We start from the raw sequence: 24,815 nt of genomic DNA on the forward strand, positions 1-24,815 counted from the left end.
TGGATCTACCGCAGCCCGGTAGTGCCGGCCGCTGGCCGGCAACCCGGAAACGGTTGGATCCACGCAGGCGCCGGCCAGCGGCCGGCGCTACCAATCCCCAGCCAGCAACGCGTCGGCCAGTACCTGCAGCTTTGGCGAGCATTGCCGCGAGGGCGGATAGATCAGTGACAGTGCACGGCTGCGGCCTTCAAACGGCTGCAGCACGCGCTGCAGGCGGCCATCGGCCAAGGCGTCGGCCACGGCGAAATCCATCACCTGCACGATGCCGATGCCGGCGATGGCCGCTTCCACCAGCGGATCGCCGCTGTCGAACACCATCCGCGTCGGGGGCGTGAACTCACGCAGTTGCCCGTGCTGCAGGAACTGCCAGTCCACCAGCCGGCCGCTGCGCAGGTTGCGCACCGCCAGGCAGGCATGATCCTGCAGCGCGGCCACATCGTCCGGTGCGCCACAACGGGCCAGATAGCCCGGGCTGGCCACCGTCACCCAGCGCAGCGGCCGCAAGGGCCGCGCGACGATGCGCTGGTCGGCGATGACGCCGGTGCGCAGCGCGGCATCGAAGCCTTCCTCGACCAGATCGACCAGGCGGTCGCTGAGCACCGCTTCCACCTGCAGCTGCGGATGCTGCTGCAGCAACGGCGCCAGCATCGGCACCAGCACCTTGCGCCCGAACATCGACGGCGCACTGATCTTCAACGTGCCCGAGGGCGTGCACGGGCGGTCGGCCAGTTGCCGCTCGGCATCGTCCAGGCCGGCCAGCAGCGGCGACACCTGTTCCACGAACTGGCGGCCATCCGGGGTCAGCGCCACGTTGCGGGTGTTCCGCTGCAGCAGCTTCACCCCCAGCGTGGCTTCCAGCCGCCCGATCGCGCGCGACAGGCCGGACTGGCTCAGGCCCAGTTGGCCGGCGGCCACGGTGAAACTGCGCGCTTCGGCCACCTGCACCAGCATGCGCACCGCATTGAGGTCCATCGAAGCTCCATTCATGCCGAAAATCATGACAGATATGGTCGGGGAGGGGTTTATTGATTGGCTCGCATCAATGAGACTGCGCTCCCCCACCGCGCCAGACCGCCGATGCCTCCCCTCAAATACCCGCGCTGGGCGCTGACCCTGCTGGCCACCGCCCAGCTGATCATTGCCCTGGATGCCACCATCATCTTCGTTGCCCTGCATGACATGGGCCGCGCGCTGCAGATCAACGCGCAGCAGCTGCAATGGGTGGTCAGTGCCTACACCGTGGCCTTCGGCGGCAGCCTGCTGCTGGGCGGGCGCGCCGCCGACCTGATCGGCCGCCGCCGCTTCTACCGGCTGGGCATGCTGCTGTTCGCGCTGGCCTCGCTGCTCGGTGCGCTGGCGCCGAACGCCACGCTGTTGATCATCGCGCGCGCGGCGCAGGGTATCGGTGCCGCGTTGCTGTTCCCGGCCACGCTGGCGCTGATCAACACGCTGTACGCGGAAGGCCCGGTGCGCAACCGCGCGCTGGCGATCTGGAGCATGGCCAGCGCGGTCGGCCTGGCGCTGGGCACGCTGCTCGGTGGCGTGCTGACCCAGGCGTTCGGCTGGCCGGCGGTGCTGGCGGTGATCGTGCCGCTGGCCACGGCGTGCGCGGTCGCAGCCGGTGCGTGGTTGCCGGCCGATGGTCCACGGGTGCGGGGCCGTTCATTCGATCTGGCCGGTTGCCTCACCGTCACGGCCGGCGGCAGCCTGCTGGTGACCACCCTGGTGCAAGGGCCGGAGTGGGGCTGGACGGCGCCGGCCACGCTCATCTGCCTGCTGCTTTCAGCCGTACTGTTGACGGTGTTCGTACAGATCGAAAAGCGCAGCCGTGACCCGCTGATGCAGTTTGCGCTGCTGCGCCTGCCCGGCCTGCGCGCGGCACTCGGCCTGACCTTCGCCTTCATGAGCAGCTATGGCGTGCAGTACTACTTCCTGGCGCTCTACTTCCAGGATGGCTATGGCTGGAGCCCGCTGCAGGCCGGTATGGCCTTCCTGCTGCCGACATTGGTGTGCACCTTCGGCATCCGGATTGCCGAACGCATGCTGCAGCGCCGTTCGCCACGGCAGGTGCTGGCCTGGGGCTTCGCCGCAGGTGCCGTCGGCATCGCCGCAGTGGCGCTGGCGATGCCGCATGGCGCCAGCTACTGGCCGCTGTTGCCGGGCATCGTGGTGCTCAGCGTCGGCCAGGGCATGAGCTGGACGGCGATGTGGATCGTGGCCGGGCAGGGCGTGCCGGGGCCGCAGCAAGGCGTTGCGTCCGGCATGGCGGCCACTGCCCAGCAGATCGGCGGCGCCTTGGGACTGGCGGTACTGGTGATGATCGCCAACGCTGCGCGCGGCACGCAGGCGGCAACCAGCCCGGATGCCCTGCAGGGCATGGTCAACGCACAGTACGGCGCTGCGCTGTTCGCCGCGCTCGGCGTGGTGATCGCGCTGGGCCTGCGCCCGGCGCCGGTAGACTCGGCAGCGACTCCCTGCCTGAGCACCGACGCATGATCGAACTGCTGGACCTGCAACAGACCCTGCATGCCTTCGCTGCCTGCAACGATGACGATGCGGTGTGGAATGCCTTCGGCTGGGTGATGGCGAGCGACGAGGACCTGCTGGCGGCACGGTTGTGGTTGCCGTCATCCAGTGATGAAGCGCTGGATGACGACGGCGAGCGGTCGGCCGCTTCGGCAGCGATGGGGCTGTTCCCGTATCTGGAGCCGGCCACGTTTGCCGACGTGCTGGATGTGCAGAAGCGGCAACGCCCGCTGTCGTCGCTGCAGGACTACGCGCAGGCGCTGGCCTACTACGCCGAGTACGACGCATTCCAGCAGGTCGAGGGTATCGACGAGGCCCTGGGCGAAGCGGGTGCTGAAGCACTGGCGGCGGCGCGCGAGGCAGGGGTGGGCGAAGGCATCTTCGCTTCGTTCGACCTGTGCCTGGTGGCATGCCCGGCAGACCAGCTGAAGGCCGCTGCGCAGCGCGTGGCGCGCCTGCTGGAGATGCCGGTGGGCGAGGCGCTGGCGTGCTGCCGCGCGTTGCCGCTGGTGCTGGGTGAAGCGCTGGATCGTCGCCGTGCGCAGGCGATCAAGGATCAGTTCGAAGCGATCGGTGCGACCGTGCAGGTGCACGGGTTCAAGCCGTTCCCGTGGATGGATGCGCCCGAATTGCGGTAGTGCCGGCCGCTGGCCGGCAACCCCGGGTCCGTTGAATCATTGCAGTTGCCGGCCAGCGGCCGGCACTACCAAGCCTGGGTAAATCACCCGGCGGCCAGCAGCTGCGGTTGCAGCGCGCCGAAGATCCGCGCCAGCCGCTCCCAAGGATGACTTCGACGCCACCGGTGCGACCGTGCAGGTGCACGGGTTCAAGCCGTTCCCGTGGATGGATGCGCCCGAATTGCGGTAGTGCCGGCCGCTGGCCGGCAACCCCGGGTCCGTTGAATCATTGCAGTTGCCGGCCAGCGGCCGGCACTACCAAGCCTGGGTAAATCACCCGGCGGCCAGCAGCTGCGGTTGCAGCGCGCCGAAGATCCGCGCCAGCCGCTCCGCCCATGCCTGCTGCCCGGCGGCATCGGCGATCAGGTCCTGGCGGATCTCCAGTTCCACATGCACCAGCCCGCGGCCTTCGCCATGCACCGGCACCGCGTAGTCGCTGGTGCTGCTGACCGAATACGGTTCGTTGTCGCCCACCACCAGGTCGCCTTCATCGCGCAGTGCCTGCAGCAGTGCATGCGCGAACCGCGTGTCCTGGTGGTACAGCACGCCGGCATGCCACGGCCGCTGCATGCCGTTCATCGTTGGCGTGAAGCTGTGCATCATCACCAGCAGGGTAGGGCGACCGGCATCGCGGCGTGCGTCCAGTTCCGCGTCGATGCGTGCGTGGTACGGCGCGTGGATCGCATCGATGCGCTGTTGCCGCTGCGCCGCCGACAGCCCGGCATTGCCCGGGACCACGGTGTGGTCGCTCACGTCCGGGATCAGTGTGGGCGAGGCCAGCGGGCGGTTGCAGTCGATCAGCAGCCGCGAATAGGTCTGTTCGATTGCCCAGGCATCCAGCCGTTCGGCCAGTGCGCGGGTGGTGCCGGCAATGCCGATGTCCCAGCCGATGTGGCGATCCAGTTCGACCTGCGGCAAGCCCAGGCCGGCGAGGGCACGCGGCACCTGCTGGCCGGCGTGGTCGGCCAGCAGCAGGTACGGCGACGCGCCCTGCGCCCGGTGGATCGCGTAGATTGCCGGATCATCGGCGCCAAGCAGCGCCGGCAGTGCATGCAGGTCGGCGTCAGCCACGCGGGCGCCCGTCCAGGTGGTGCTCGATCATCCACAGGCCGGCCCACAGCTTGGCATCCAGCTCGTAGCCTTCGCCCATCTTCTGCACCAGCCACGCCGCCGCCTGCGCGCGCGGAATCTCGTGCACGGTGATGTCTTCGCTGTCATCGCCGCCACCTTCGCCGATCCGGCGCAGGCCGGTGGCGCGTACGAAGGCGATCTTCTCGCTGCTGGCACCGGACGACGTCGGGCCGATCATCAGCACTTCGGCGTGATCGGCGGTCCAGCCGGTTTCTTCTTCCAGTTCGCGCACAGCCGAGACTTCGATCGACTCGCCGGCATCGATGTCGCCGACCAGGCCGGCCGGCATCTCGATGGTCGGGGCCTGCAACGGCACGCGGAACTGTTCGACGAACAGCACGTTGTCCTCGGGGGTGACGGCGATGATGATCGCCGCCAGGCCACCGGCGTGGGTGCGTTCGCTGTATTCCCAGGTGCCGCGCACCAGCATGCGCTGGTACTTGCCTTCATAGACGACGCGCGGGGCTTCGGTGTTGCGCTGGCTCATGCGGGCTCGCTGTGGGTGGGAAGAGGGTCGGCCACGCCGGCGGCATCGAACAGCCGGCGGCGGGTCATCGGGCCGAAGCGCAGGGTCTGGCACAGGCCGCCGAGCAGCTCCGGGTCGGCGGCCTGGCGCAGCAGCCCAGGCTGGCTGCCCTCCAGCGGCGCGTCCAGGGCGATGGTGGTCAGCTGGCGCCAGAGCTGGGCGTGCTCGCGCTGCTCGCGCAGGCGCACCGCCATCTGTGCGGCGCCGCGCAGGCGCAGGAACGGCACTTCGTCCAGGCGTTCGTACAGCGCATCCATGCTGCCGAAGTGGGCCAGCAGCACGGCGGCGGACTTGCTGCCGACACCGCTGACCCCCGGAATGTTGTCCACAGCATCGCCGCACAGCGCCAAGTAGTCGGCGATCTGGTGCGCGTGCACGCCGTGCCGCGCCTTCACGCCCGCCACGTCCCAGCGTTGGTTGCGCGCGTAGTCCCACTGCTCGTCGTGGTCGAGCAGCAGCTGCGACAGGTCCTTGTCGGCGGAGATGATCACCCCGCGATGGCTGCCACGGTGCACGTGCAGCGCACTGCCGATCAGGTCGTCGGCCTCGTACTCGTGGTGGGCCAGGACGGCCAGGCCGAGTGCCGCGCACAAGGCCTTGCAGTGCACGAACTGGCGCTTGAGCGCTTCCGGCGCCGGGTCACGGTTGGCCTTGTAGGCCGGATACAGGCGATGGCGGAAGCCGCTGTCCAGTGCTTCGTCGAAGGCGATGGCGATGTGCTGCGGACGCTCGCGTTCGAGCAGATCGAGCAGGAAGCGGGCGAAGCCGTGCACGGCGTTGGTCGGCCAGCCCTGCGCGTCCTGGAACTGGTCTGGCAGCGAATGCCAGGCGCGGAACACGTAGATGCTGGCATCAACCAGGTACAGCGACGGCGGCGGAGCCGGCAGGGTCATGCCGGCGGCGTCCAGTCGCGCAGCAGGGCCACCGGGTCGGGGCGCTCGCGCTCGGGCACGGCGGCCTTGGGTGTACCGATGTGGATGAAACCGGCGATCCGCTCGCCCTCGGCCAGGCCCAGATGGGCCTGCACGACTGGATCGAAGGCCATCCAGGCGGTCAGCCACTGCGCGCCGAAGCCCAGCGCCTGCGCGGCCTGCAGCAATGCGAAGCAGACGCAGCCGGCGGTCATCAGCTGTTCCTGCTCGGGCACCTTCGGGTCCGGACGCGGGCTGGCCACCACCACGATCACCAGCGGCGCATGGCTGAAACGCTGGCGGTCCTTCTCGAACACCGCCTCGCCAGCCTGCGGGTCGCGCTGGCGGCTTCGCTCGGCCAGGAAGTCGCCCAGAGTGTGACGTGCATCGCCGGCGATCTTCAGGAAGCGGAAGGGCACGCGCTTGCCGTGGTCGGGCACACGCACCGCCGAGGCCAGCATCCGCTGCTGGGTGGCCGGGTCCGGTCCAGGCTCGCCCAGTTGCCGCGAGGGCACTGAGCGGCGGGCATCCAGGGCGAGCAGGGCGGCGGGGTCGGGCATGGAGTCTGAACCGGTCATCACGGGTATTTGATTATAGTCGGGGTGGTCAAAGACGCCGTTTGTGTCGCGTCCGGACCTTGAATATCAAACTGTGATGAACGTCATGCCACTGGCGGGAAACGGACGACCGCTTCCCCTCGCCTCGCAGGCCTTGCACGGCTTACGATATCTATCTTGCCGGGCCGCCGGTCATGAGGTTTGAAGTGAGGACTGTTTCACTGTCCGCGACGGGCTGGCCGGCCTACCATCGACATACCGGTACATGGGGTGTACCGGTCGTCGCGATGTCCATGCTGTCTGTCGTACCAGAGAAGGTGGGGAGCCTTCCCGAATGATGAGCGTGCCCACACCGATGGGATCGCCGGGGCGTGACCCGGCCCAGCTCCAGCGTGCCCGGGACATGGTCCTGCCGGCGCTGTGCCAGGCGTTCGGGGCCGCACTGGCGCGCTTCGACGATGCCCTGTTCGACCGCGCCGGCAATGCTGGCTCGTCGCAGCTGCTGTTCCTGGATGCAATGCGCGAACTGCGCCGCCGCCGCGAGGACATCGCCGCCGCCTTCGCCGGCCACCTGCAGCGGGCCTGGGAGGCGCTGGCCAGCGGTGAACCGTTGTCGGCCGAAGCGACCCTGTCCGGTCCGGCCGAGGACGGCCTGAGCCTGCTGGCGGAACACGTGCTGGAATCGCGGCTGGCGGTACGCAACTTCGCCACCGTGCTGCTGCGCGACTTCAAGCCGGTGCTGGCGCGCCTCGACCGTCGCCTGGGCCGGTTGATCGGCGGCGCTGAACTGGATGCCGACCGCAATCCGATCAGCCCCGAGCATCTGGGTGTTGCCATCCATGAAGCCTTTGCCGGCTGCGAACTGGCCCCGGAAGTGCACCTGGTGCTGATCAAGCTGTGCGAGCGTGACCTGCGTGTGCCGGTGGGCCGTATTTACGAGAAGCTCGACGAACAACTGGCCGCGGCCGGGGTGATGTCGCAGATGGGGACGCCGCAGCGTCCGCTGTCGGCTGCGCCCGACCCGCGCATGGCCTCGGGCCTGGACGATCTGGTGGAGCAGCGCCAGAGCGCGGGCTTCGACAGCGAATTCGGCGATGAGGAACAGGCCGCACCGGCCTGGGCGCAGCGCTTCGCCGCGCGCTGGTCCGAGCGTCGTGGCCACATGCAGCAGCACCTGCCGGGCGAAGACGGTGGCAGCAGCGAGGCGTATGCGGGCCAGCAGGGGATGCTGCTGGAAGCACTGCATGAGCTGCTGCAGCAGACCCGTCATGTCCGCGAAGACGCCACCTCGGCCGCGCAGGTCGCGGTTGGCCAGCACCGCCCGTTGAGCCAGCGCGAGATGATGTCGGTGCTGTCGCTGCTGCAGGCCACGCCCAGCGCGACCCTGCGTGCGGCGATCGGCGAGGACGGCGAATCACTGGCGCAGCGGCTGAAGAGCGAAGTGCTGTCCAGCGCCACCCGCCTCGGCGTCGATCCGGGCCAGACCCGGCTGGACCCGCAGGACGAAGATGCGATCGATCTGGTCGGCATGCTGTTCGACGTGATGCTGGACGAACGCGAACTGGAAGGTCGCTCGCGCGAGCTGATCGGCCGCCTGGTCGTGCCCTTCGTCAAGGTCGCGATGCTCGACCGCCGCATGTTCGTGCAGAAGACCCACCCGGCCCGCAAGCTGCTCAACTCGCTGGCCGAAGCCTGCGAGGGCAATACCGGCGAAAGCCAGGCCGAGCGCATGCTGATGGCCAAGGTCGAGGAGATCATCGAACGCCTGGTGGCCGAGTTCAACGAGAACCTGGCGATCTTCCTGACCCTGGAAGAAGAGTTCCGCGAATTCCTCGTGCAGCATCGCCGCCGCGTGGAAATCGCCGAGCGTCGCGCCGCTGAAACGCAGCGCGGCCAGGAAAAGCTGGAAATGGCCCGCACCCGTGCCGGCGCCGAACTGGATCGCCGCATCGGTGACGCGAACCTGCCGCCGGCCATCGCCGAGTTCCTGCGCCAGCCGTGGCAGCACCACCTGACCCTGGCGCTGCTGCGCGAGGGCGAGGAGGGCGCGTCGGTGACCGAAGCGCTGAGCCTGGGCGACGGTCTGCTTGAGGAAGTGGCCGAGGCCCGCCGCCAGATCGTCGGCAAGCCGTGGCTGCAGGCCTGGCAGCCGGTGCTGAGCAAGGTCTTCGCCAGTGTCGGCGTGCACGGTGATGCCGCTACCGGCGCCATTGACGCCCTGCACGACACCCTGCAGGGCATTGCTGAATCGCGGCCGGAACTGCAGCGCGCGTTGCCGGAACTGCCGCAGGTCGCACTGCCGGCACCGCCAGTCGCTGAATCGCCGGCGGTGGAGTTGAGCGGGCAGATCGACGCCGATGACTTCGACAACGCCGACGCCGACCGCTTCCGCCGCATGGAAATCGGCAACTGGCTGGACTTCGTCGACAAGGACGGCAAGGTGCAGGCCGGCAAGCTGTCCTGGGTCAGCCCGATCTCCTCGCGACTGCTGTTCGTCAACCGCCGTGGCGTACGCTTCTGCGTGGCCTCGCCGGAAGAACTGGCGGTGATGGTGCGGCTGGGCCGCCTGCGCGCCCACGTGGATGACGGTGCCTTCGACAGCGCCATGCAGGGCGTGATCGATCGGCTGGACCCGGGCAGCGCAACACTGCACTGAGCCGTGGCTGCCTGCTAGGATCGGGAAAACTCACCGATCAGCGGGGACCTGCATGGCCGTGGCGTTGCTGGGGATCAAGGAGACCGCGCCGGGCGAACGGCGCGTGGCACTGACGCCGGAGACCGCGCGCAAGCTCGGTGCCTTGGGCATCACCGTCTGGTATGAGGCCGGCGCCGGTCTGGCGGCGGGATTTACCGATGCTGCCTATGACGACGCCGGTGCGCGCGTTTTCGATGAAGGTCGCTGGGCCGAGATCGATATCCTGCTGTGCGTGCAGGCACCGCCGGTGGCGGTGCTGGAGCAGCTCAAGCCCGCTGCCAGCGTGATCGGCCTGCTGACCCCGGCCAGCGATCCGGCACTTGCGGCACTGGCCGCTGGCGACCGCCTGCACCTGTTCCCACTGCAGCAGCTGCCGCGCACCACGCGCGCGCAGGCGATGGACGTGCTCAGTTCGCAGGCCGGCATGGCCGGCTACAAGGCGGCGCTGATCGCGGCCGAGCGCGCGCCGCGTTTCTTCCCGATGCTGACCACCGCGGCCGGTACCGTACGTCCAGCCAAGGTTCTGGTGATCGGTGCTGGCGTGGCCGGCCTGCAGGCCATCGCCACCGCACGTCGTCTCGGCGCACAGGTGGAGGGCTTTGATGTGCGTCCGGAAACCCGTGAGCAGATCCAGTCGCTGGGCGCACGCTTCCTCGATCTCGGGGTGAGTGCGGCGGGCGAGGGCGGCTATGCGCGCGCACTGACTGATGAGGAACGTGCCGAGCAGCAGCGCCGGCTGGCCGATCACCTGCGCAGCGTGGATGTGGTGATCTGTACCGCCGCCGTGCCGGGGCGCCCGGCGCCGACCATCGTGACTGCCGCGATGGTGGACGGCATGGCCACCGGCAGCGTGATCGTGGACCTGGCGGCGGAGAGCGGCGGCAACTGCGCATTGACCCAGCCGGGGCAGTGCATCGAGCACCAGGGCGTGACCATCGACGGCCCGCTGGGCCTGGCCAGCCGCGGCGCGACCCAGGCCAGCGAGATGTATGCGCGCAACCTGCTCAACTTCGTCGCTTTGTTCGTGCGCGAGGGCCAGCTGGGTTTCGACTGGGAAGACGAGCTGCTGGCGAAGACGCGCTGGCAGGCGTGAGTGACATGGGGTCAGATCCCTTTGCCGTAGGCTAAGGGATCTGACCCCTTTCCCCGGAATCTGCCAGGGGTCGGATCCCTTTGCGTCAGCAAAGGGCTCTGACCCCGTTCCTCGCGGCGTTACCGCGGCTTCACCGGCGGCGGGTTGTCGCGCACCCAGTCCCTGCGCTGTTCCTGCGTCATCTGCGACCAGCGCTCGCGCAGGGCGTCGCGCTGTTCCGGCGGCATGTCCCGCATCTGCCCGAACAGGGCACGTGCCTGCTCGCGCTGTTCCGGGTTCATGTGCTCGAAGCGGCGCAGGCCACGGCGGGCCTTGTCGCGCTCCTCCGGGCTCATCGACTGCCAGCGCTGGCCGTGTGACAGCATGCGCTGGCGCTGGCCGGCATCGGCACTGTTCCAGCGGTCGCGCAGCGGTGCCAGCAGGGATTCGCGCTGCGCTTCGCTCAGGTGTTCCCACGCCGGCAGCGGCGCGCTCGGCGCGGCGCGGGCGGCCGGGCCGGGCGCGGTGCTCTGCGCCAGCGCCGGAACGGCCGGCAGCAGCGCCAGGGTCAACAACAGTGGCAGGGTATGCAGTCGGGACATGGTTCACTCCATCGCCAGGTCGGTATCGCCCAGCCACAGGTACAGATCGGGATTTTCGTCGTACAGCGCGCTGTTGTCTTCCACCGAGGCCAGCACCGGTGCCGGCGCCGGGCCCGTCAGGGTGCCGTGGCCGCTGAACTGCAGGCCGACCCCCAATGCCACCACCAGCGAACAGGCACTGGCCAGCCACCAGCGCCAGCGCCCGCGATGGACAGCCGTGGCGCCGTGGCGAGCCTGGCGCAGCCGGGCCAGCGTTGCCGGCGACAGCGCCTGCAGCGACTGCGCGTGCAGGCTGCGCAAGGTGTCATCGGAAGGCAGGGAGCGGTTCACGGGTGGTTCTCCAGGTAATCCTGCAGCGCTTGGCGGGCGCGTGCCAGATGGGTTTTTACCGCGCCTTCGCTGCAGCCCATGGCGCGGGCGGTGGTCGCCCCGTCCAGGTCCTGCAGCACGCGCAGGGTGAAGGCCTCGCGCTGGCGGGCGGGCAGGCGGCGCAACGCGTCCACCAGCTGCTGGTACTGCTGGCGCTGTTCATGCGCCTGCGCCGGGTCCGGGCCGGGGTCGGCCCAGTCGATCTCGCCGCCTTCAGCGTCCTGGTTGTCGCGCCAGAACGGCAGGCGGAAGCGGCGCCGGCGCTGCAGGTCGATCACCCGCCGGCGCAGGATGCTCCAGAACAGCGGCGCCCATTCGGCAGCCGGCTTGTCGGCGTAGTCCAGCATGCGCAGCAGCGCGTCCTGCACCGCATCCATGGCGTCTTCGCGCTGCCGCAGGCCGGCCTCGGCGAAGCGGAACGCACGCGGGCCGACGCTGGCCAGGAACGCCTCCAGCGACGCCGGCAGGGCATCGGTCTCGGCGCTCGGGGGGACGGGGCTGCTCACCAGCACAGGGTACGGTTCCTCGCTCGGGCTCACCATCGACAACGCGTGAGCGCCGCCGCGGTTGACGCCGGGTGCGCGTGGGTTCAGCCCGTGGTTATGATGGGGCGACGAAGACAGAGCGGGAGCGTTGCCAGTGAGTGACGGGTTCGTGGCGCTGTACATCTTCATGCTGGCGGCCATCGCCGGCCACGTGATCATTTCGCGGGTGCCGGTGATCCTGCATACCCCGCTGATGTCGGGCTCCAACTTCATCCACGGCATCGTGCTGATCGGCGCGATGGTGGTGCTGGGGCACGCGCAGACACCGCTGGAGAAAGCCCTGGGCTTCCTCGCCGTGGTGCTCGGTGCCGGCAACGCCGCCGGTGGCTACGTGGTCACCGCGCGCATGCTGGAAATGTTCAAGCCGAGCGCGCCCAAGGGTGGCAAGGACGAGCCGAAGGAGCCGCAGGCTTGAACATCAGCACCGTTGAACTGCTCGATTGGCTGGTCAAGGCCAGCTACCTCGTCGCCGCCACGCTGTTCCTGCTGGGCCTGCAGCGCATGGCCTCGCCGCTGACCGCGCGCAGTGGCATCCGCTGGGCCGGGCTGGGCATGCTGCTGGCCACGGCGGCGACCTTCTTCCTGCCCGAACTGCACAACGTGCCGCTGATCCTGGTGGCACTGCTGCTGGGCGCGGGCCTGGCCTGGTGGTCGGCGGGCAAGGTCGCCATCACCGACATGCCGCAGATGGTGGCGCTGTACAACGGCATGGGCGGCGGCTCGGCGGCGGCGATCGGCGCGGTGGAACTGCTGCGCTACGCCTTCCTCGCCAACCGTGATACCAGCCACTGGAGCGCACAGGCGCTGGCCGACCTGGCTGCGCGCCAGCCGTCGGGCACGGTGCTGCTGCTGGCGGTGGTCGGCGCGGCGATCGGTGCGGTGTCGCTGTCCGGCTCGGTGATCGCCTGGGCCAAGCTCGATGGCCGCCTGGACAAGCGCGTGACCTGGCCCGGCCAGCAGGTGATGAACCTGGTGGTGGCACTGGCGGTGGTGGTGCTGGCGATCATCGCGGCCAGCACGCTCAGCACCTGGGCGATCGTCGCCTTCTTCGTGCTGGCGCTGGCACTGGGCGTGCTGATGACGCTGCCGATCGGTGGCGCCGACATGCCGGTGGTGATCTCGCTGTACAACGCGTTCACCGGCCTGGCGGTGTCGTTCGAAGGTTACGTGCTGGGCAACGAGGCGCTGATCATCGCCGGTATGATGGTCGGCGCGGCGGGCATCCTGCTGACCCGGTTGATGGCCAAGGCGATGAACCGGCCGATCCGCAACGTGCTGTTCTCCAACTTCGGCGGCGGCGCCGGCGGCGAGGCACAGGCGATCACTGGCGCGCAGAAGCCGATCGAAGCCTCCGACGTTGCCGCGATGATGGCCTACGCCGAACGCGTGGTGATCGTGCCCGGCTATGGCATGGCGGTGGCGCAGGCCCAGCACAAGATCTGGGAGCTGGCGCAGCGGCTGGGCCAGCGCGGGGTGAAGGTGAAGTTCGCCATTCACCCGGTGGCCGGGCGCATGCCCGGGCACATGAACGTGCTGCTGGCCGAGGCTGGCGTGCCTTACGACCTGATCGCCGACATGGACGACATCAATCCGGAATTCGCCAACACCGATGTGGTGCTGGTGATCGGGGCCAACGACGTGGTCAATCCGGTGGCACGCACCGACCCGGCCAGCCCGATCTACGGCATGCCGGTGCTGGACGTGGTCAACGCGCGCAACGTGGTGGTGATCAAGCGCGGCAAGGGCACAGGCTTTGCGGGCATCGAGAATGCGCTGTTCTACGCCGACAACACCCGCATGCTGTACGGCGATGGCGCCGAAGCGGCGGCATCGCTGGTGAGCGAACTGAAGGCGCTCGACGGCGGGCATTGAGGCCCGGGGTCGGATCCCTTTCCGCAGGAAAGGGCTCTGACCCCTTTGCCGGCCAACGGCCGGCACTACCCCCATCCACGCATGGTAGCTGCACTGGCAGGTGCGGACCTTGATCCGCACGCCTCTGCCGGCCCGCGGCCGGCACTACCTGCCGGTGGGCTCAGCGCGCCAGCCAGGCGCCCACGGCCAGGCCAAGGGCCAGCCACAGCCATTCCATCGCGCCGTTGGCGAGGCTGATCAGGGTCCAGGCCAGGTGCGGGCCCATCCGCATCGTGGCGTCCCACAGGTCCAGCCCGATCGAGCCGCCCATCCAGGCGCTGGCGATGGTCCAGTTGGCCACGGCGGCCACCAGCACGGTGCCCAGCACGACCAGGGCGATGCGCAGCAGGCCCGGGCCCAGCGTGCCCATGCGCAGCATGAACACCAGTTCCAGGGCGGTCAGTACCGCCATCCAGCCGACCTGCCGGCCGGTCATCAGCGCCAGCATCATCCAGGCGAGGGGAGCAACAAGCAGACCCAGCAACAGCATGATGGGCCAGAGCCAGGTCACGGTCCTGGCACGCGCGGCATTGGAGGACATCGAAGCTCCCTGAAGATCACCCACAGGATACTGTGGTTTGCCGCAGTGCACCGGCGGCGGCAGGGCGGCTGGGCTAGAATGCTGTCTTGCGTGGCCTTGGCCACGGCCCCATATCGGTCCCCATGTATTCCCGTAGCAGCGAACCTGTCCACTTCGAACGCGATTGCGAGGCCGTGATGGTCCCGCAGGGCGACACCGTGACCCTGCCCGCCGGCAGCTATGGGTACATCACCCAGGCGCTGGGTGGCAGTTATTCGGTGTTCGTCGAGGGCAACCTGTTCCGCATCGCCGGCAAGGACGGCGACGCCATCGGCAAGGAGGCACCGGCACCGCTCGAGCTGCCGGCCGACGCCACCGATGAACAGGTGGAGCAGCTGGTGTGGCAGCAACTGCGGACCTGCTTCGATCCGGAAATTCCGGTGAACATCGTCGAACTGGGCCTGGTCTACGAGGTCGAGATCAAGCACCTGGACGAAGGCAAGCGCGAGATCGACGTGAAGATGACCCTGACCGCGCCGGGCTGCGGCATGGGCGAGATCCTGGTCGACGATGTGCGCAGCAAGCTTGAAATGATCCCGACGGTGGCCGAGGCCGACGTCGACCTGGTGTTCGACCCGCCGTGGAACCAGCACATGATGTCCGAGGCGGCCCGGCTCGAGACCGGCATGCTTTGACCCACGGCCCGCAGTGACGCGGGCCGGGCACTACCCGCAACCAGAACAGGAAATCTCCGGTGTCCCAGTCCATTCCCAGCTTCGCCGTCACCCGTTCGGACCACCCGCGCAGCGCTGAAGAGCGCGCCCAGATCCTGGAGAAGCCGGGTTTCGGCCTGCACTTCACCGACCACATGGTGGAAGTGCGCTGGGACAAGGACACCGGCTGGCACAACGCCAACGTGCGCGCCTACGGTCCGCTGCAGCTGGACCCGGCCGCGGCCGTGCTGCACTACGGCCAGGAAATCTTCGAGGGCATCAAGGCCTACCGCCATGCCGACGGTTCGATCTGGACCTTCCGCCCGGATGCCAACGGCCGTCGCCTGCAGCGTTCGGCGCAGCGCCTGGCGCTGCCGGAACTGCCGGTGGAGATCTTCGTCGAATCGCTGAAGCAGCTGATCGCCGTCGACAGCGCCTGGGTGCCGTCGGCCGATGAGTCGAGCCTGTACTTCCGTCCGTTCATGATTGGCGACGAAGCCTTCCTCGGCGTGCGTGGCGCGCACAAGGCCGGCTACTACGTCATCGCCAGCCCGGCCGGCCCGTACTTCGCCAAGGGCGTCGCCCCGGTGTCGATCTGGCTGTCGACCGAGTACGCACGTGCGGCCAAGGGCGGCACCGGCGCTGCCAAGTGCGGTGGCAACTACGCCGCGTCGCTGCTGCCGCAGCAGAAGGCGCAGGCGCAGGGCTGCTCGCAGGTGCTGTTCCTCGACCCGGTCGAGGGCAAGTACCTGGAAGAACTGGGTGGCATGAACGTGTTCCTGGTCTACAAGGACGGCACGCTGGTTACCCCGCAGCTGTCGGGCAGCATCCTCGAAGGCATCACCCGCGAGAGCATCCTGCAGCTGGCCCGCGACCGCGGCATGAAGGTCGAAGAGCGCAAGGTCAGCATCGATGAGTGGAAGCAGGGCGTGGCCTCCGGCGAGATCACCGAAGTGTTCGCCTGCGGCACCGCTGCAGTGGTCACCCCGATCGGCCAGCTGAAGGGCGAGGGTTTCTCGGTGGGCGACATCAACGCGCCGGCCGGCGAAGTGACCATGTCGCTGCGCAAGGAACTGACCGACATCCAGTACGGCCGCCTGCCGGACCGCCACAACTGGCTGGTCAAGCTGGGCTGATCGCCCGCGCCTGATTGTAGAGCCGAGCCCGCGCTCGGCTGCTCTTCCGGAAAGCCCGTCCCAGTGACGGGCTTTCTGCGTTCTGGTCAGACGGTTGGGGTCAGATCCCTTTTCCCACGGAAAAGGGATCTGACCCCGGATCAGCGGACGCCGATGTCGGCAAAGTCATCGCAGGACACGTGATGACCCAGTCAGGTGCGTGCAGGGCAGGAGAAAGTTCCTTCACCTTCACAAACCCTCGACCCGAAAAGTCTCAGAACGAACATTTCATCTTGCTGAAAAGACGCTGAAAATCTTGTGGTGTCCGGTTTTGGTCATTAGCGTCATCTGCACGGCGGATCGTTAGGGGGATCCGCTGGCTCGCCGGACTTCGAACCTCGCCAACGCAAGCCAGCCCAGGGTTCGGGCCGGTGCTTCTGCCGATTCCGGCATTCACACCACAAGAAAGGGAAATACGATGTCCCAGGTAACGCAACCGCGTGTGCGTCGAGTGTGGGTGGTCCTTGGTGCGTCCGTTCTGTCATCGCTGCTGCTGGCCACGCCTGCGCTGGCCGGTGATGTCCAGCTCAGCGGCCTGCAGTCCGCACAGACCCACCAGCGTTTCATCGTGAAGTACCGCGACGGCAGCGCGCCGGTGGCCAACACCACCGCACTGGCCTCTTCGCTGAAGAGCGCCGCCGCCGGCCTGGCCAGCAGCCAGGGCCGCGCGCTGGGCCTGCAGCAGGTCCGCAAGCTGGCCGTCGGCCCGACCCTGGTCAAGACCGATCGTCCGCTCGACCAGGCCGAATCCGAGCAGCTGATGCGCAAGCTGGCCGCCGACCCGAACGTGGAATACGTTGAAGTCGACCAGATCATGCGTGCCACGCTGACCCCGAACGACACCCGCTTCAGCGAGCAATGGGGCTTCGGCACCTCCAATGCCGGCATCAACATCCGGCCGGCCTGGGACAAGTCCACCGGCACCGGCGTGGTGGTGGCCGTGATCGATACCGGCATCACCAACCATCCCGACCTCAACGCCAACATCCTGCCGGGCTACGACTTCATCAGCGACGCCGCGATGGCGCGCGATGGCGGTGGCCGCGACAACAATCCGAACGATGAAGGCGACTGGTACGGCGACAACGAGTGCCAGCCCGGTTATCCGGGTTCCAATTCCAGCTGGCATGGCACCCACGTCGCCGGCACGGTGGCGGCGGTGACCAACAACGCCAACGGCGTCGCCGGTACCGCATTCAACGCCAAGGTCGTGCCGGTGCGCGTGCTCGGCAAGTGTGGCGGTTACACCTCCGACATTGCCGACGCGATCGTGTGGGCGTCCGGTGGCACCGTCAGCGGCGTGCCGGCCAATGCCAATCCGGCCGAGGTCATCAACCTTTCGCTGGGTGGTGGCGGCAGCTGCTCGACGACCTACCAGAATGCGATCAACGGCGCTGTCGGCCGTGGTACCACCGTGGTGGTCGCCGCTGGCAACAGCAACACCAACGTGTCCTCGTCGGTACCGGCCAACTGCCCGAACGTGATCGCAGTGGCGGCAACCACCTCGGCCGGTGCGCGCGCCAGCTTCTCCAACTACGGCGCCGGTATCGACATCTCGGCACCGGGCCAGGGCATCCTGTCCACCCTCAACACCGGCACCACCACCCCGGGCAGTGCCAGCTACGCTTCGTACAACGGCACCTCGATGGCGGCGCCGCACGTCGCCGGCGTGGTCGCGCTGATGCAGGCGGTCGCCCCGAGCCCGCTGAGCCCGGCGCAGGTTGAAAGCATCATCAAGAGCACCGCACGGCCGCTGCCGGGTGCCTGCTCGGGTGGCTGCGGCGCCGGCATCATCGACGCCAACGCCGCAGTGGCTGCAGCGATCAACGGGGGGGGCAATCCGAACCCGGGTGGCAACGTGCTGCAGAACAACGTGCCGGTGACCGGCCTCGGCGCCGCGACCGGTGCCGAGCTGAACTACACCGTTGCGGTTCCGGCCGGCAGCACCCAGCTGCGCGTGGCGATCAGTGGCGGCAGCGGTGATGCCGACCTGTACGTGCGCCAGGGCAGTGCCCCGACCGATACCGCCTACACCTGCCGCCCGTACCTGAGCGGCAACAGCGAGACCTGCACCATCAACAGTCCGGCTGCCGGCACGTGGTATGTGCGGGTGAAGGCCTACAGCACCTTCTCGGGCCTGACCCTCAACGCCCAGTACTGAGCCCAAGCCCCTCTCCATGGGCACGCCCCGGCTCCGGCCGGGGCGTTTTTGCATGGGGACGCGCGGTGATGCGAGCCGCCGCGTCGTGGTAGGTGCCGACCTTGGTCGGCACGCTGTTCCTCAGACCGATTCGAAGCGGTTCGCGGCCACGTTCTTGCGCACGTGCTGCGGGTCGAAAATCCGCCCGTTCATCGCGATGTACACGCCGCTCGGCAGCGACTGCACCGCACCGATCGCGCAGCCGATGTTGAACTCCGCATCCGAGCCGCGGAAACGCGCCGGGCTCAGCGCGCCGGTCATCACGATGGTCTTGTCCGGGATCGTCGCCAGCACCTTGCCGGTCTGCACCATCGAATCGGTGCCGTGGGTCACCAGCACGTGGCGGGTCGGCTGTGCGGCGATGGTGGCGCGGATCAGTTCGCGGTCCTCATCGTTGATGTGCAGCGAATCCTTGCGCAGGATCGGAATCACGTTGAAGCGGAACGTCACGCCCAGCTCGCGCAGGATCATGCCGATCTGGGGGTCGCCGATCTGGTAGTCCGACTTGTCGTCGAAGTAGATCTTGTCGATCGTGCCACCGGTGGTGACGACCAGGAGCTCTTCCATCATGTGCATGCGCGAAACCAGGACAGGTACAGCGGCGCGGGGCCAGGAACACAGATGATACGGCCCGGCGGCCGCAGCGTCAGCGTCGCTTGCCGAAGCGGGCGCGCAGCCCGGGGAGGCTGGCGCTGAAGATCACCAGCAGGGCCAGCGCGATCTCGATCAGCGCCAGCCAGCGTGTTTCCGGGTGGCTCCAGGCACTCATCACCCCGTGGCTGAACCAGCCCAGGGCCAGCACCGAGGCCCAGAAACCGGCCTTGCGCCAGCCCAGTCGCAGGGCAACGGCCAACGCCAGCGGCGGCGCGGTGAACACCAGCTGGGTGGCCAGCCAGTGCTTGTCATTGATGAACCAACCGGCGAACAGCGCGGCCAGCCCCATCAGGGCCAGCAGCAGGACAGTGCGCGGCGCGGCGCTCATCGGGCCAACCGCTGTGCGATGTCGGCCACCCGGCGGCCCAGTGCACGGGCCAGCACGGCCTCGTCGTCGGTCGGCTGCGGGTCGTCGGCGGCGCCGGCCACATGGCTGGCGCCATACGGCGTGCCGCCACTGGTGGTGTGGCTCAGCGCCGGTTCGGTGAACGGGATGCCGACGATCACGCAGCCGTGGTGCAGCAGCGGCACCTGCATCGACAGCAGGGTCGATTCCTGGCCGCCATGCATCGAGGCGGTGGAGGTGAACACGCCAGCCGGTTTGCCGGACAGGGTGCCGTTGACCCATTCGGCGCCGAGCCCGTCCAGGAAATGCTTGACCGGCGCGGCCATGTTGCCGAAGCGGGTGGGGCTGCCAAGCAGCAGGCCCTGGCATTCCACCAGGTCCTGCACGCTCACGTAGGGGGCGCCATCGTCGGGGACCGGGGGGTGTGCGGTCTGGGTCACGGCGGCCACCGGCGGCACCGTGCGCAGGCGCGCGCTCATGCCCGGCACTTCGCCGATGCCCCGCGCGATCTGGCGCGCCAGCCGTGCCACCGAACCGCCCCGGCTGTAGTACAGCACCAGAATCTCGCCCATCGTGCCCGCTTCTCCTCGTCGTGTGGTCGCCAGTATGGCTATCCTGCCAGCATTCCGCATCGGGTACCCTTCCACCGATGGAACCTTTGGATACGCTCAACCTGTGGATGGAGCGCGCGCGGGATCGCGCACGGGCCATCAGTTTCGGCCGCTTCCTGTGGCATCGCTTCCTCGACGACCGCCTGTTCCAGGCGGCGGCGGCGCTGGCCTACACCACCGTGTTCGCGCTGGTGCCGCTGGCGATCGTGGTGTTCGGCGTGCTCTCGGCCTTCCCCGTCTTCGACCGCTGGAGCGACCAGCTCAGCGATTACGTCTTCTCCAACTTCGTGCCCAATGCGGCGCGCGCGGCCGAAGGCTACCTGCGGCAGTTCTCGGCCAGTGCCGGCCAGCTCACCGCGGCCGGCTTCATTGCACTGGTGGTCTCGTTGCTGATCACCCTCAACAGCGTTGAAGAGACCTTCAACCAGATCTGGCGGGTCGGCTCGACCCGGCCCAAGCTGACCCGCTTCCTGGTCTACTGGACCGTGCTGACACTGGGAGCGATGCTCGCCGCCGCCTCACTGGCGGTGTCGGCGCGGGTGTTCGCGATGCCGCTGTTCGGCACCCAGGAGGGCCGCTGGCTGGCCGAGCTTGCGCTGCGGGTGACGCCGATCCTGATCGAGTTCGTCTGCATCACGCTGATGTTCCGGGTGGTGCCGCATCACACGGTGAAATGGCGGCACGCAGTGCCCGGCGCGATCCTGGCCGCGGTGATCCTGGAGCTGGTGAAGTGGGGCATCGGCGCCTATCTGGGCAGCTTCCAGTCCTACCAGAAGCTCTATGGCACGGTGGCTTTCGTGCCGATCCTGCTGCTGTGGATCTACCTGTGCTGGGTAGCGGTGCTGCTGGGCGCGTCGCTGTCCTCGTCGATGGCCGCCTTCCGCTACCAGCCGGTGGAACTGCGCCTGCCGCAGGGCTACGAGTTCTACGGCCTGCTACGACTGCTCGGTCGCTTCCACCATGCACGTGCCAAGGGCAGAGGCCTGGCCGATGATGAAATCCTGCGGCTGGAGCCGATGCTGACTGACTCCCTGCTGCATGACCTGACCTGCAACCTGCAGGAGATTGGCCTGCTGCGCCGTGACGAGCGCGGAGAGTGGCTGCTGTCGCGCGACCTGGACCAGGTCAGCCTGGCTGATCTGTACGAATGCACCCAACTGCGCATTCCGGTGGCCGAACAGCACCTGCCGTACCGCGACGACAGCCTGGGCCGCGCCGCACTGGCGGCGCTGGACGATCTGCGACTGCCCCTGCGTGAACGCCTGAAGCGCAAGGTCAGCGATATCTACACCGATTCCGGAGACATGCCATGACCCGCAAGACCCCGTTGCTGCTGCTTCCGCTGGCCCTGCTGCTGGCGCTGTCGGCCTGCAAGCCGGCGCAGGAGCCGACCCCGGCCAGCAGTCAGCCGCCGGTACAGGCACCGACGCCGACCGCTCCGGCGCCGGTCGAGGAAACCCCGGCCGAGCGCACCACCGCTGAGTTCCCGACACTGAAGATGAAAGCAGTGGATGGCAGCGACTACGACCTGGCCGCGCACCGCGGCAAGTGGGTGATCGTGAATTTCTGGGCGACCTGGTGCGCACCGTGCCGCAAGGAGATGCCGGAGCTGTCGGCGCTGCATGCGATGCGCAGCAACATCGAAGTGGTCGGCCTGGCCTATGAAGACATCGAGGTGCCGGAGATGCAGTCGTTCCTGACCAAGCACCCGGTGACCTATCCGATCGTGATCGTGGACCCGTTCGATCCGCCGGCGGACTTCGCCACGCCGCGAGGCCTGCCGTTGACGCATCTGCTGGATCCGCAGGGCAAGCTGGCCCACACCTTCCTCGGCCCGGTGACCGCCGCCGACATCGAAAAGCAGATCGCTGCGGCCAAGTAGTGGGTTGGTCGGCAGGGCCTGCGGCCCTGCACCCGCGGTAGTGCCGGCCGCTGGCCGGCAACCCCAGCAACAGCAAAAGCAACAGCCCAAGCGGGGTTTCCTGTGGGTAGGCGGGGTGGGGCCGGTTGCGGGGGCCGCTGCAAGTCCCCCTCCGGGGCCCGGCCCAGCCGCAGGCGGCTGTGCGTTCGGGCGCTTGCGAAGCAGTGCTTCGCAAGCAAAGCGCCCTCACCCATGTAAGCTCGGTCGCCGCATCCATGCGGCTCACGCCCCCGCCACCGGACCCACCCTGCCTTCGACAGTTCTCCGCGATCTGTCGGAATGCATGGCCTGCTCTTGGTGGGTGTCGACCTTGGTCGACACGTAGATCCACGCCATGCGTGGATGCTCTTCGTTCAATTGTCGAAATAATCGATTTCAATGGAGATTCATCCACGCATGGCGTGGATCTACCTCCGTCACCGGAAATCCGTCGGGGATGGGGCGGTGTGGGTTGGCAGGACCGTTGGCGCCATGGATGGCGCCATCGAGCCCCCATGGATGGGTTTACGGCGTGTCCTGCCAACCCACACCACCCCAGCCAACAAGCAAAACTCCCAGAGCCGGCTGTTGTCGTTGCCTCTGCAGGTGCAGGGCCGCAGGCCCTGCCGACCCACCCTAATCCTCGACCGGGAAGTCCTCGATCGGCTTCAGCACATCGTAGTGCTCGCGATGCAGCTTGCCCTTCAGCTTCGGCAGCTCCGGCAGCGGTGCATCCACCCGCGTGTCCGGCAACCGGTCCAGCAGGTTGCGCACCAGCGTCAGCCGACCCAACCGCTGGTCGTTGAAATCCACCAGCGTCCACGGTGCCGCCTCGCGATGCGTCGCGCGCAGCATCGCCTCGCGGGCCTCGGTGTAGGCGCTGTACTTGCTGCGGGATTTCAGGTCCACCGGGGAGAGCTTCCAGCCCTTCAGCGGATCGAGATGGCGCTCGGCGAAGCGCTTCTCCTGCTGCTCCTGGTCCACGCACAGCCAGTACTTGAACAGCAGGATGCCGTCGTCGACCAGCAGCTGTTCGAACACCGGTGCCTGGCGCAGGAACTGCTGGTACTCGGTCTCGCTGCAGTAGCCCATCACCCGCTCGACGCCGGCGCGGTTGTACCAGCTGCGGTCCATCAGCACGATCTCGCCGGCAGCGGGAAGATGCGAGGCATAGCGTTGGAAGTACCACTGCGTGGCTTCGCGGTCGGTCGGCTTGGGCAGCGCCACCACCCGGCACTGGCGCGGGTTGAGGTGCTGGCTGATGGCCTGGATCGCGCCGCCTTTGCCTGCGGTATCACGGCCTTCGAACAGCACCAGCAGGCGCTGCCCGCTGTGCTGCACCCAGCGCGCCATCGCGGTCAGTTCCAGCTGCAGCGGCAGCAGCAGTTCGTCGTAGTCCTTGCGCTTGAGCTTGGCCATCATCACACCACGCGGGGAGGAAGCCCGAGCGTAACGCAGGGATCGCTCAGGTGTTGTCGACGCCCTTCCAGCCCTGTTCGCCAGCCAGCCGTTGCAGCAACGCCGACAGGTCGCGGGCGAAGCCGGCCATGTCGAACAGCCCACTGTGGTCGCGTGCCTGGGCCACTTCGGCGCGCAGCGTGGCCAGCGCCGCCGGGTCATTGCCCAGCGTACTGGCGGTGGCGATGAATGCCGCATCGTCGGCGACATTCATCCGTACCAGCCCCAGATGGTGGTTGAGGCTGCCGGCCACGCGCGCGGCGAAGGTGTCGCCGGGGCAGGTCAGCACCGGGCAGCCGGCCCACAGCGCGTCGGAGGCGGTGGTGTGTGCGTTGTACGGATGCGTGTCGAGGAACAGGTCGGCCAGCGGATAGCGGGCCAGGTACTGCGGATGTGGCAGCTTGGCCATGAACACCAGGCGTGCCGGATCCAGGCCAGCGGCCTGTGCGGCGCTGCGCAGGCGGGCGTCGGCCTGGCCGGGGCCGGACAGCAGCCACAGCACGCTGCCGGGCACGGCCTGCAGCACCGCGAAGGCGCGGCCCATGCTGCGCGGGTTGAGCTTGTAGCTGTTGTTGAAGCAGCAGAACACCACGCCCTGTTCGGGCAGCCCGCACTCCGCGCGGGACGGTGCCGGCTCCAGCATGCGGGTGTTGTCCGAGGGCTGGAACGCACATGGCAGGCGCAGTACGCGCTCGCTGTAGTGGGGTTCCAGTGATGGCGGCAGAACGAAGCTGTCGCCGATCACTGCATCCAGCCACGGGGCGCCGGACGTGCCGGGATACGCCAGCCAGTTCAGCTGCAGCGGGGCAGGGCGCATCGCCAGCACTTCCGGCGTACCGCCGCCGCCCCAGCCGCGCAGGTCGAACAGCAGGTCGATGCCCTGTGCGCGGATGCGTGCAGCAGTGTCTGCATGGCGCAGCGCGGCCACATCATGCAGCTGCGTGGCCACCTGCAGGCGCTGGCGGATGCGGCTGCCGTCATCCTGGTTCAGCGCGAACAGATGCAGCTGCAATGCCGGGTCATGACGCAGCTGCTCGAACAGGGCCACGGTCAGCAGCCCGGTGGGATGGGCGCCGAAACCATTGGAAAGGAAGCCGATCCGCAGCGGGCCCTGGGAACGCACCTTCACTGGCGGCAACGGCCGCACTGAAGCGGCAACGGCGGATGCACGGGCGCGTGCGCAGGCCAACTGCTCGGCTGCGCTGGCATCTTCGCTGAGGAACGCGAACGGTTCGACCACGCCCTGCCCAGAGGCAAGTGCACCACGTACCTGTGCCGCCAGCGCGTCCACGTCCTGCCAGTCGCACAGGCGACGCTGCCAGGCCAGGCGCTGGGCGGCGATATAGGGCTCGCCCGGCATCAGCGCATGTGCGCGGCGATAAGCCGCTGCTGCGCCTTCGGCATCATCGGCATCTTCCAGCGCATGGCCCAGCCACAGCGCAATGCCCGGGTGCTGTGGGGCCAAGGCCGAGGCCTGGTCGAGCAGCTTCGCCGCATCGGCATGCGCGCCGGCCATCCAGGCCACGCGACCCAACCGTGCCAGCGCTTCAGGGTGGTTCGGGCGCAGCTGCAGCGCACGGCGCGCGGCCTGCTCGCCGGCGGCGATGTCGCCGGCTTCCAGCTCCAGGTCGGCCAGCATCACCAAGGCGACGAAATCGCCGGGCTGGCGTGCGATCGCTTGTTGCAGTTGCTGCCGCTGCTGCCAGGCCGACATGC

The 24,815-nt window shown here is 68.2% G+C and carries 25 protein-coding genes; 11 read left to right on the plus strand and 14 right to left on the minus strand.

Annotation, left to right across the window (positions count from 1 at the left end; genetic code table 11):
- Positions 1-87: 87 nt before the first annotated feature.
- Entirely contained in the window at positions 88-972 is an 885-nt protein-coding gene (locus tag SriyCCGPB3_RS03490; RefSeq protein WP_110711101.1) for a LysR family transcriptional regulator, read from the minus strand.
- A gap of 105 nt (positions 973-1,077) precedes the next feature.
- On the opposite strand from SriyCCGPB3_RS03490, the gene SriyCCGPB3_RS03495 reads away from it, so the two are divergent.
- Together SriyCCGPB3_RS03495 and SriyCCGPB3_RS03500 are read left to right on the plus strand one after the other, a co-directional pair.
- Positions 1,078-2,496, plus strand: a complete 1,419-nt coding sequence (locus SriyCCGPB3_RS03495) for an MFS transporter (RefSeq protein ID WP_153856337.1) — start codon at positions 1,078-1,080, stop codon at positions 2,494-2,496.
- Positions 2,493-3,164 (plus strand): DUF7716 domain-containing protein, encoded by a 672-nt coding sequence (locus SriyCCGPB3_RS03500; protein ID WP_110711103.1) that lies wholly within the window; start codon positions 2,493-2,495, stop codon positions 3,162-3,164. The genes SriyCCGPB3_RS03495 and SriyCCGPB3_RS03500 overlap by 4 nt, the downstream gene beginning before the upstream one ends.
- A gap of 312 nt (positions 3,165-3,476) precedes the next feature.
- Here the strand turns inward: SriyCCGPB3_RS03500 and SriyCCGPB3_RS03505 are convergent, their stop codons facing one another.
- Genes SriyCCGPB3_RS03505 through SriyCCGPB3_RS03520 form a run of 4 tightly spaced genes read right to left on the minus strand, consistent with a single transcriptional unit; the run spans position 3,477 to position 6,331 of the window.
- Positions 3,477-4,274, minus strand: coding sequence for an N-formylglutamate amidohydrolase (locus tag SriyCCGPB3_RS03505; RefSeq protein ID WP_324187342.1), 798 nt, complete (start codon positions 4,272-4,274; stop codon positions 3,477-3,479).
- On the minus strand, positions 4,267-4,821 hold the full coding sequence (locus tag SriyCCGPB3_RS03510) for an NUDIX hydrolase (protein WP_110711105.1): 555 nt from the start codon (positions 4,819-4,821) through the stop codon (positions 4,267-4,269). The genes SriyCCGPB3_RS03505 and SriyCCGPB3_RS03510 overlap by 8 nt, the downstream gene beginning before the upstream one ends.
- On the minus strand, positions 4,818-5,753 hold the full coding sequence (locus SriyCCGPB3_RS03515) for a 5'-3' exonuclease (protein ID WP_153856338.1): 936 nt from the start codon (positions 5,751-5,753) through the stop codon (positions 4,818-4,820). The genes SriyCCGPB3_RS03510 and SriyCCGPB3_RS03515 overlap by 4 nt, the downstream gene beginning before the upstream one ends.
- On the minus strand, positions 5,750-6,331 hold the full coding sequence (locus tag SriyCCGPB3_RS03520) for a nitroreductase family protein (protein WP_350259880.1): 582 nt from the start codon (positions 6,329-6,331) through the stop codon (positions 5,750-5,752). The genes SriyCCGPB3_RS03515 and SriyCCGPB3_RS03520 overlap by 4 nt, the downstream gene beginning before the upstream one ends.
- 331 nt (positions 6,332-6,662) lie before the next feature.
- On the opposite strand from SriyCCGPB3_RS03520, the gene SriyCCGPB3_RS03525 reads away from it, so the two are divergent.
- Both SriyCCGPB3_RS03525 and SriyCCGPB3_RS03530 read left to right on the plus strand, forming a co-directional pair.
- On the plus strand, positions 6,663-8,984 hold the full coding sequence (locus tag SriyCCGPB3_RS03525) for a DUF1631 domain-containing protein (protein WP_350259881.1): 2,322 nt from the start codon (positions 6,663-6,665) through the stop codon (positions 8,982-8,984).
- Positions 8,985-9,036: 52 nt separating this feature from the next.
- On the plus strand, positions 9,037-10,116 hold the full coding sequence (locus SriyCCGPB3_RS03530; protein ID WP_110711108.1) for an NAD(P) transhydrogenase subunit alpha: 1,080 nt from the start codon (positions 9,037-9,039) through the stop codon (positions 10,114-10,116).
- 119 nt (positions 10,117-10,235) lie between these two features.
- On the opposite strand, the gene SriyCCGPB3_RS03535 is transcribed toward SriyCCGPB3_RS03530, so the two are convergent.
- From SriyCCGPB3_RS03535 to SriyCCGPB3_RS03545, 3 genes are read right to left on the minus strand one after another with little or no spacing between them, the layout of a single operon-like run.
- A complete protein-coding gene (locus SriyCCGPB3_RS03535) occupies positions 10,236-10,697 on the minus strand; it encodes a DUF3106 domain-containing protein (protein ID WP_350259882.1) in 462 nt (153 codons plus the stop codon).
- Positions 10,698-10,700: 3 nt separating this feature from the next.
- Positions 10,701-11,027, minus strand: coding sequence for a hypothetical protein (locus SriyCCGPB3_RS03540; RefSeq protein WP_110711110.1), 327 nt, complete (start codon positions 11,025-11,027; stop codon positions 10,701-10,703).
- Positions 11,024-11,608 carry an RNA polymerase sigma factor gene (locus SriyCCGPB3_RS03545; RefSeq protein WP_110711111.1) on the minus strand — a complete coding sequence of 195 codons (585 nt, stop codon included), beginning with the start codon at positions 11,606-11,608 and terminating at the stop codon, positions 11,024-11,026. The genes SriyCCGPB3_RS03540 and SriyCCGPB3_RS03545 overlap by 4 nt, the downstream gene beginning before the upstream one ends.
- Positions 11,609-11,705: 97 nt before the next feature.
- Between SriyCCGPB3_RS03545 and SriyCCGPB3_RS03550 the strand changes: the two genes are divergently transcribed.
- Positions 11,706-12,026: an NAD(P) transhydrogenase subunit alpha gene (locus SriyCCGPB3_RS03550; protein ID WP_005408173.1), complete on the plus strand. Its 321-nt coding sequence runs from the start codon at positions 11,706-11,708 to the stop codon at positions 12,024-12,026.
- Positions 12,023-13,483 (plus strand): NAD(P)(+) transhydrogenase (Re/Si-specific) subunit beta, encoded by a 1,461-nt coding sequence (locus SriyCCGPB3_RS03555; protein WP_153856339.1) that lies wholly within the window; start codon positions 12,023-12,025, stop codon positions 13,481-13,483. The genes SriyCCGPB3_RS03550 and SriyCCGPB3_RS03555 overlap by 4 nt, the downstream gene beginning before the upstream one ends.
- Positions 13,484-13,643: 160 nt before the next feature.
- Here the strand turns inward: SriyCCGPB3_RS03555 and SriyCCGPB3_RS03560 are convergent, their stop codons facing one another.
- The gene (locus SriyCCGPB3_RS03560) at positions 13,644-14,063 is read right to left on the minus strand and encodes a hypothetical protein (RefSeq protein ID WP_153856340.1); all 420 of its coding nucleotides are present in this window, start codon (positions 14,061-14,063) and stop codon (positions 13,644-13,646) included.
- Between the two features lie 122 nt (positions 14,064-14,185).
- Between SriyCCGPB3_RS03560 and sufT the strand changes: the two genes are divergently transcribed.
- The 3 genes from sufT to SriyCCGPB3_RS03575 all read left to right on the plus strand — a co-directional run bounded on the left by sufT (position 14,186) and on the right by SriyCCGPB3_RS03575 (position 18,091).
- Positions 14,186-14,737: a putative Fe-S cluster assembly protein SufT gene (gene sufT, locus SriyCCGPB3_RS03565; protein WP_005415385.1), complete on the plus strand. Its 552-nt coding sequence runs from the start codon at positions 14,186-14,188 to the stop codon at positions 14,735-14,737.
- Between the two features lie 59 nt (positions 14,738-14,796).
- On the plus strand, positions 14,797-15,891 hold the full coding sequence (locus tag SriyCCGPB3_RS03570) for a branched-chain amino acid aminotransferase (protein WP_110711115.1): 1,095 nt from the start codon (positions 14,797-14,799) through the stop codon (positions 15,889-15,891).
- A gap of 457 nt (positions 15,892-16,348) precedes the next feature.
- Positions 16,349-18,091, plus strand: a complete 1,743-nt coding sequence (locus SriyCCGPB3_RS03575; RefSeq protein ID WP_153856341.1) for a S8 family peptidase — start codon at positions 16,349-16,351, stop codon at positions 18,089-18,091.
- A gap of 120 nt (positions 18,092-18,211) precedes the next feature.
- Here the strand turns inward: SriyCCGPB3_RS03575 and SriyCCGPB3_RS03580 are convergent, their stop codons facing one another.
- The 3 genes from SriyCCGPB3_RS03580 to wrbA all read right to left on the minus strand — a co-directional run bounded on the left by SriyCCGPB3_RS03580 (position 18,212) and on the right by wrbA (position 19,702).
- Positions 18,212-18,697, minus strand: coding sequence for an asparaginase domain-containing protein (locus tag SriyCCGPB3_RS03580; protein WP_010481766.1), 486 nt, complete (start codon positions 18,695-18,697; stop codon positions 18,212-18,214).
- Between the two features lie 79 nt (positions 18,698-18,776).
- Positions 18,777-19,112, minus strand: a complete 336-nt coding sequence (locus SriyCCGPB3_RS03585) for a DUF2069 domain-containing protein (RefSeq protein ID WP_032130425.1) — start codon at positions 19,110-19,112, stop codon at positions 18,777-18,779.
- Positions 19,109-19,702 carry an NAD(P)H:quinone oxidoreductase gene (gene wrbA / locus SriyCCGPB3_RS03590; RefSeq protein WP_110711120.1) on the minus strand — a complete coding sequence of 198 codons (594 nt, stop codon included), beginning with the start codon at positions 19,700-19,702 and terminating at the stop codon, positions 19,109-19,111. The genes SriyCCGPB3_RS03585 and wrbA overlap by 4 nt, the downstream gene beginning before the upstream one ends.
- Positions 19,703-19,779: 77 nt before the next feature.
- Between wrbA and SriyCCGPB3_RS03595 the strand changes: the two genes are divergently transcribed.
- Both SriyCCGPB3_RS03595 and SriyCCGPB3_RS03600 read left to right on the plus strand, forming a co-directional pair.
- On the plus strand, positions 19,780-21,054 hold the full coding sequence (locus SriyCCGPB3_RS03595; protein ID WP_110711122.1) for a YihY family inner membrane protein: 1,275 nt from the start codon (positions 19,780-19,782) through the stop codon (positions 21,052-21,054).
- The gene (locus SriyCCGPB3_RS03600) at positions 21,051-21,623 is read left to right on the plus strand and encodes a TlpA family protein disulfide reductase (RefSeq protein WP_153856343.1); all 573 of its coding nucleotides are present in this window, start codon (positions 21,051-21,053) and stop codon (positions 21,621-21,623) included. Before SriyCCGPB3_RS03595 ends, SriyCCGPB3_RS03600 begins: the two co-directional genes overlap by 4 nt.
- A 654-nt stretch (positions 21,624-22,277) precedes the next feature.
- Here the strand turns inward: SriyCCGPB3_RS03600 and ppk2 are convergent.
- Complete coding sequence (gene ppk2, locus SriyCCGPB3_RS03605) at positions 22,278-23,060, minus strand: polyphosphate kinase 2 (RefSeq protein ID WP_005408184.1); 783 nt, start codon at positions 23,058-23,060, stop codon at positions 22,278-22,280.
- 46 nt (positions 23,061-23,106) lie between these two features.
- On the minus strand, positions 23,107-24,813 hold the full coding sequence (locus SriyCCGPB3_RS03610; RefSeq protein ID WP_153856344.1) for a tetratricopeptide repeat protein: 1,707 nt from the start codon (positions 24,811-24,813) through the stop codon (positions 23,107-23,109).
- Positions 24,814-24,815: the final 2 nt, after the last annotated feature.

The sequence above is a fragment of the Stenotrophomonas riyadhensis genome, from assembly GCF_040256885.1.
In the GTDB taxonomy this organism is placed as follows: domain Bacteria; phylum Pseudomonadota; class Gammaproteobacteria; order Xanthomonadales; family Xanthomonadaceae; genus Stenotrophomonas; species Stenotrophomonas riyadhensis.

Bases quoted from the DNA above. Each gene is read 5' to 3' on its own strand.
- SriyCCGPB3_RS03490 (WP_110711101.1), bottom strand. From the start codon at position 972: ATGGACCTCAATGCGGTGCGCATGCTGGTGCAGGTGGCCGAAGCGCGC.
- SriyCCGPB3_RS03495 (WP_153856337.1), top strand. From the start codon at position 1,078: ATGCCTCCCCTCAAATACCCGCGCTGGGCGCTGACCCTGCTGGCCACC.
- SriyCCGPB3_RS03500 (WP_110711103.1), top strand. From the start codon at position 2,493: ATGATCGAACTGCTGGACCTGCAACAGACCCTGCATGCCTTCGCTGCC.
- SriyCCGPB3_RS03510 (WP_110711105.1), bottom strand. From the start codon at position 4,821: ATGAGCCAGCGCAACACCGAAGCCCCGCGCGTCGTCTATGAAGGCAAG.
- SriyCCGPB3_RS03515 (WP_153856338.1), bottom strand. From the start codon at position 5,753: ATGACCCTGCCGGCTCCGCCGCCGTCGCTGTACCTGGTTGATGCCAGC.
- SriyCCGPB3_RS03520 (WP_350259880.1), bottom strand. From the start codon at position 6,331: ATGCCCGACCCCGCCGCCCTGCTCGCCCTGGATGCCCGCCGCTCAGTG.
- SriyCCGPB3_RS03525 (WP_350259881.1), top strand. From the start codon at position 6,663: ATGATGAGCGTGCCCACACCGATGGGATCGCCGGGGCGTGACCCGGCC.
- SriyCCGPB3_RS03530 (WP_110711108.1), top strand. From the start codon at position 9,037: ATGGCCGTGGCGTTGCTGGGGATCAAGGAGACCGCGCCGGGCGAACGG.
- SriyCCGPB3_RS03535 (WP_350259882.1), bottom strand. From the start codon at position 10,697: ATGTCCCGACTGCATACCCTGCCACTGTTGTTGACCCTGGCGCTGCTG.
- SriyCCGPB3_RS03545 (WP_110711111.1), bottom strand. From the start codon at position 11,608: ATGGTGAGCCCGAGCGAGGAACCGTACCCTGTGCTGGTGAGCAGCCCC.
- SriyCCGPB3_RS03560 (WP_153856340.1), bottom strand. From the start codon at position 14,063: ATGTCCTCCAATGCCGCGCGTGCCAGGACCGTGACCTGGCTCTGGCCC.
- sufT (WP_005415385.1), top strand. From the start codon at position 14,186: ATGTATTCCCGTAGCAGCGAACCTGTCCACTTCGAACGCGATTGCGAG.
- SriyCCGPB3_RS03575 (WP_153856341.1), top strand. From the start codon at position 16,349: ATGTCCCAGGTAACGCAACCGCGTGTGCGTCGAGTGTGGGTGGTCCTT.
- SriyCCGPB3_RS03580 (WP_010481766.1), bottom strand. From the start codon at position 18,697: ATGGAAGAGCTCCTGGTCGTCACCACCGGTGGCACGATCGACAAGATC.
- SriyCCGPB3_RS03585 (WP_032130425.1), bottom strand. From the start codon at position 19,112: ATGAGCGCCGCGCCGCGCACTGTCCTGCTGCTGGCCCTGATGGGGCTG.
- wrbA (WP_110711120.1), bottom strand. From the start codon at position 19,702: ATGGGCGAGATTCTGGTGCTGTACTACAGCCGGGGCGGTTCGGTGGCA.
- SriyCCGPB3_RS03595 (WP_110711122.1), top strand. From the start codon at position 19,780: ATGGAACCTTTGGATACGCTCAACCTGTGGATGGAGCGCGCGCGGGAT.
- SriyCCGPB3_RS03600 (WP_153856343.1), top strand. From the start codon at position 21,051: ATGACCCGCAAGACCCCGTTGCTGCTGCTTCCGCTGGCCCTGCTGCTG.
- ppk2 (WP_005408184.1), bottom strand. From the start codon at position 23,060: ATGGCCAAGCTCAAGCGCAAGGACTACGACGAACTGCTGCTGCCGCTG.
- SriyCCGPB3_RS03610 (WP_153856344.1), bottom strand. From the start codon at position 24,813: ATGTCGGCCTGGCAGCAGCGGCAGCAACTGCAACAAGCGATCGCACGC.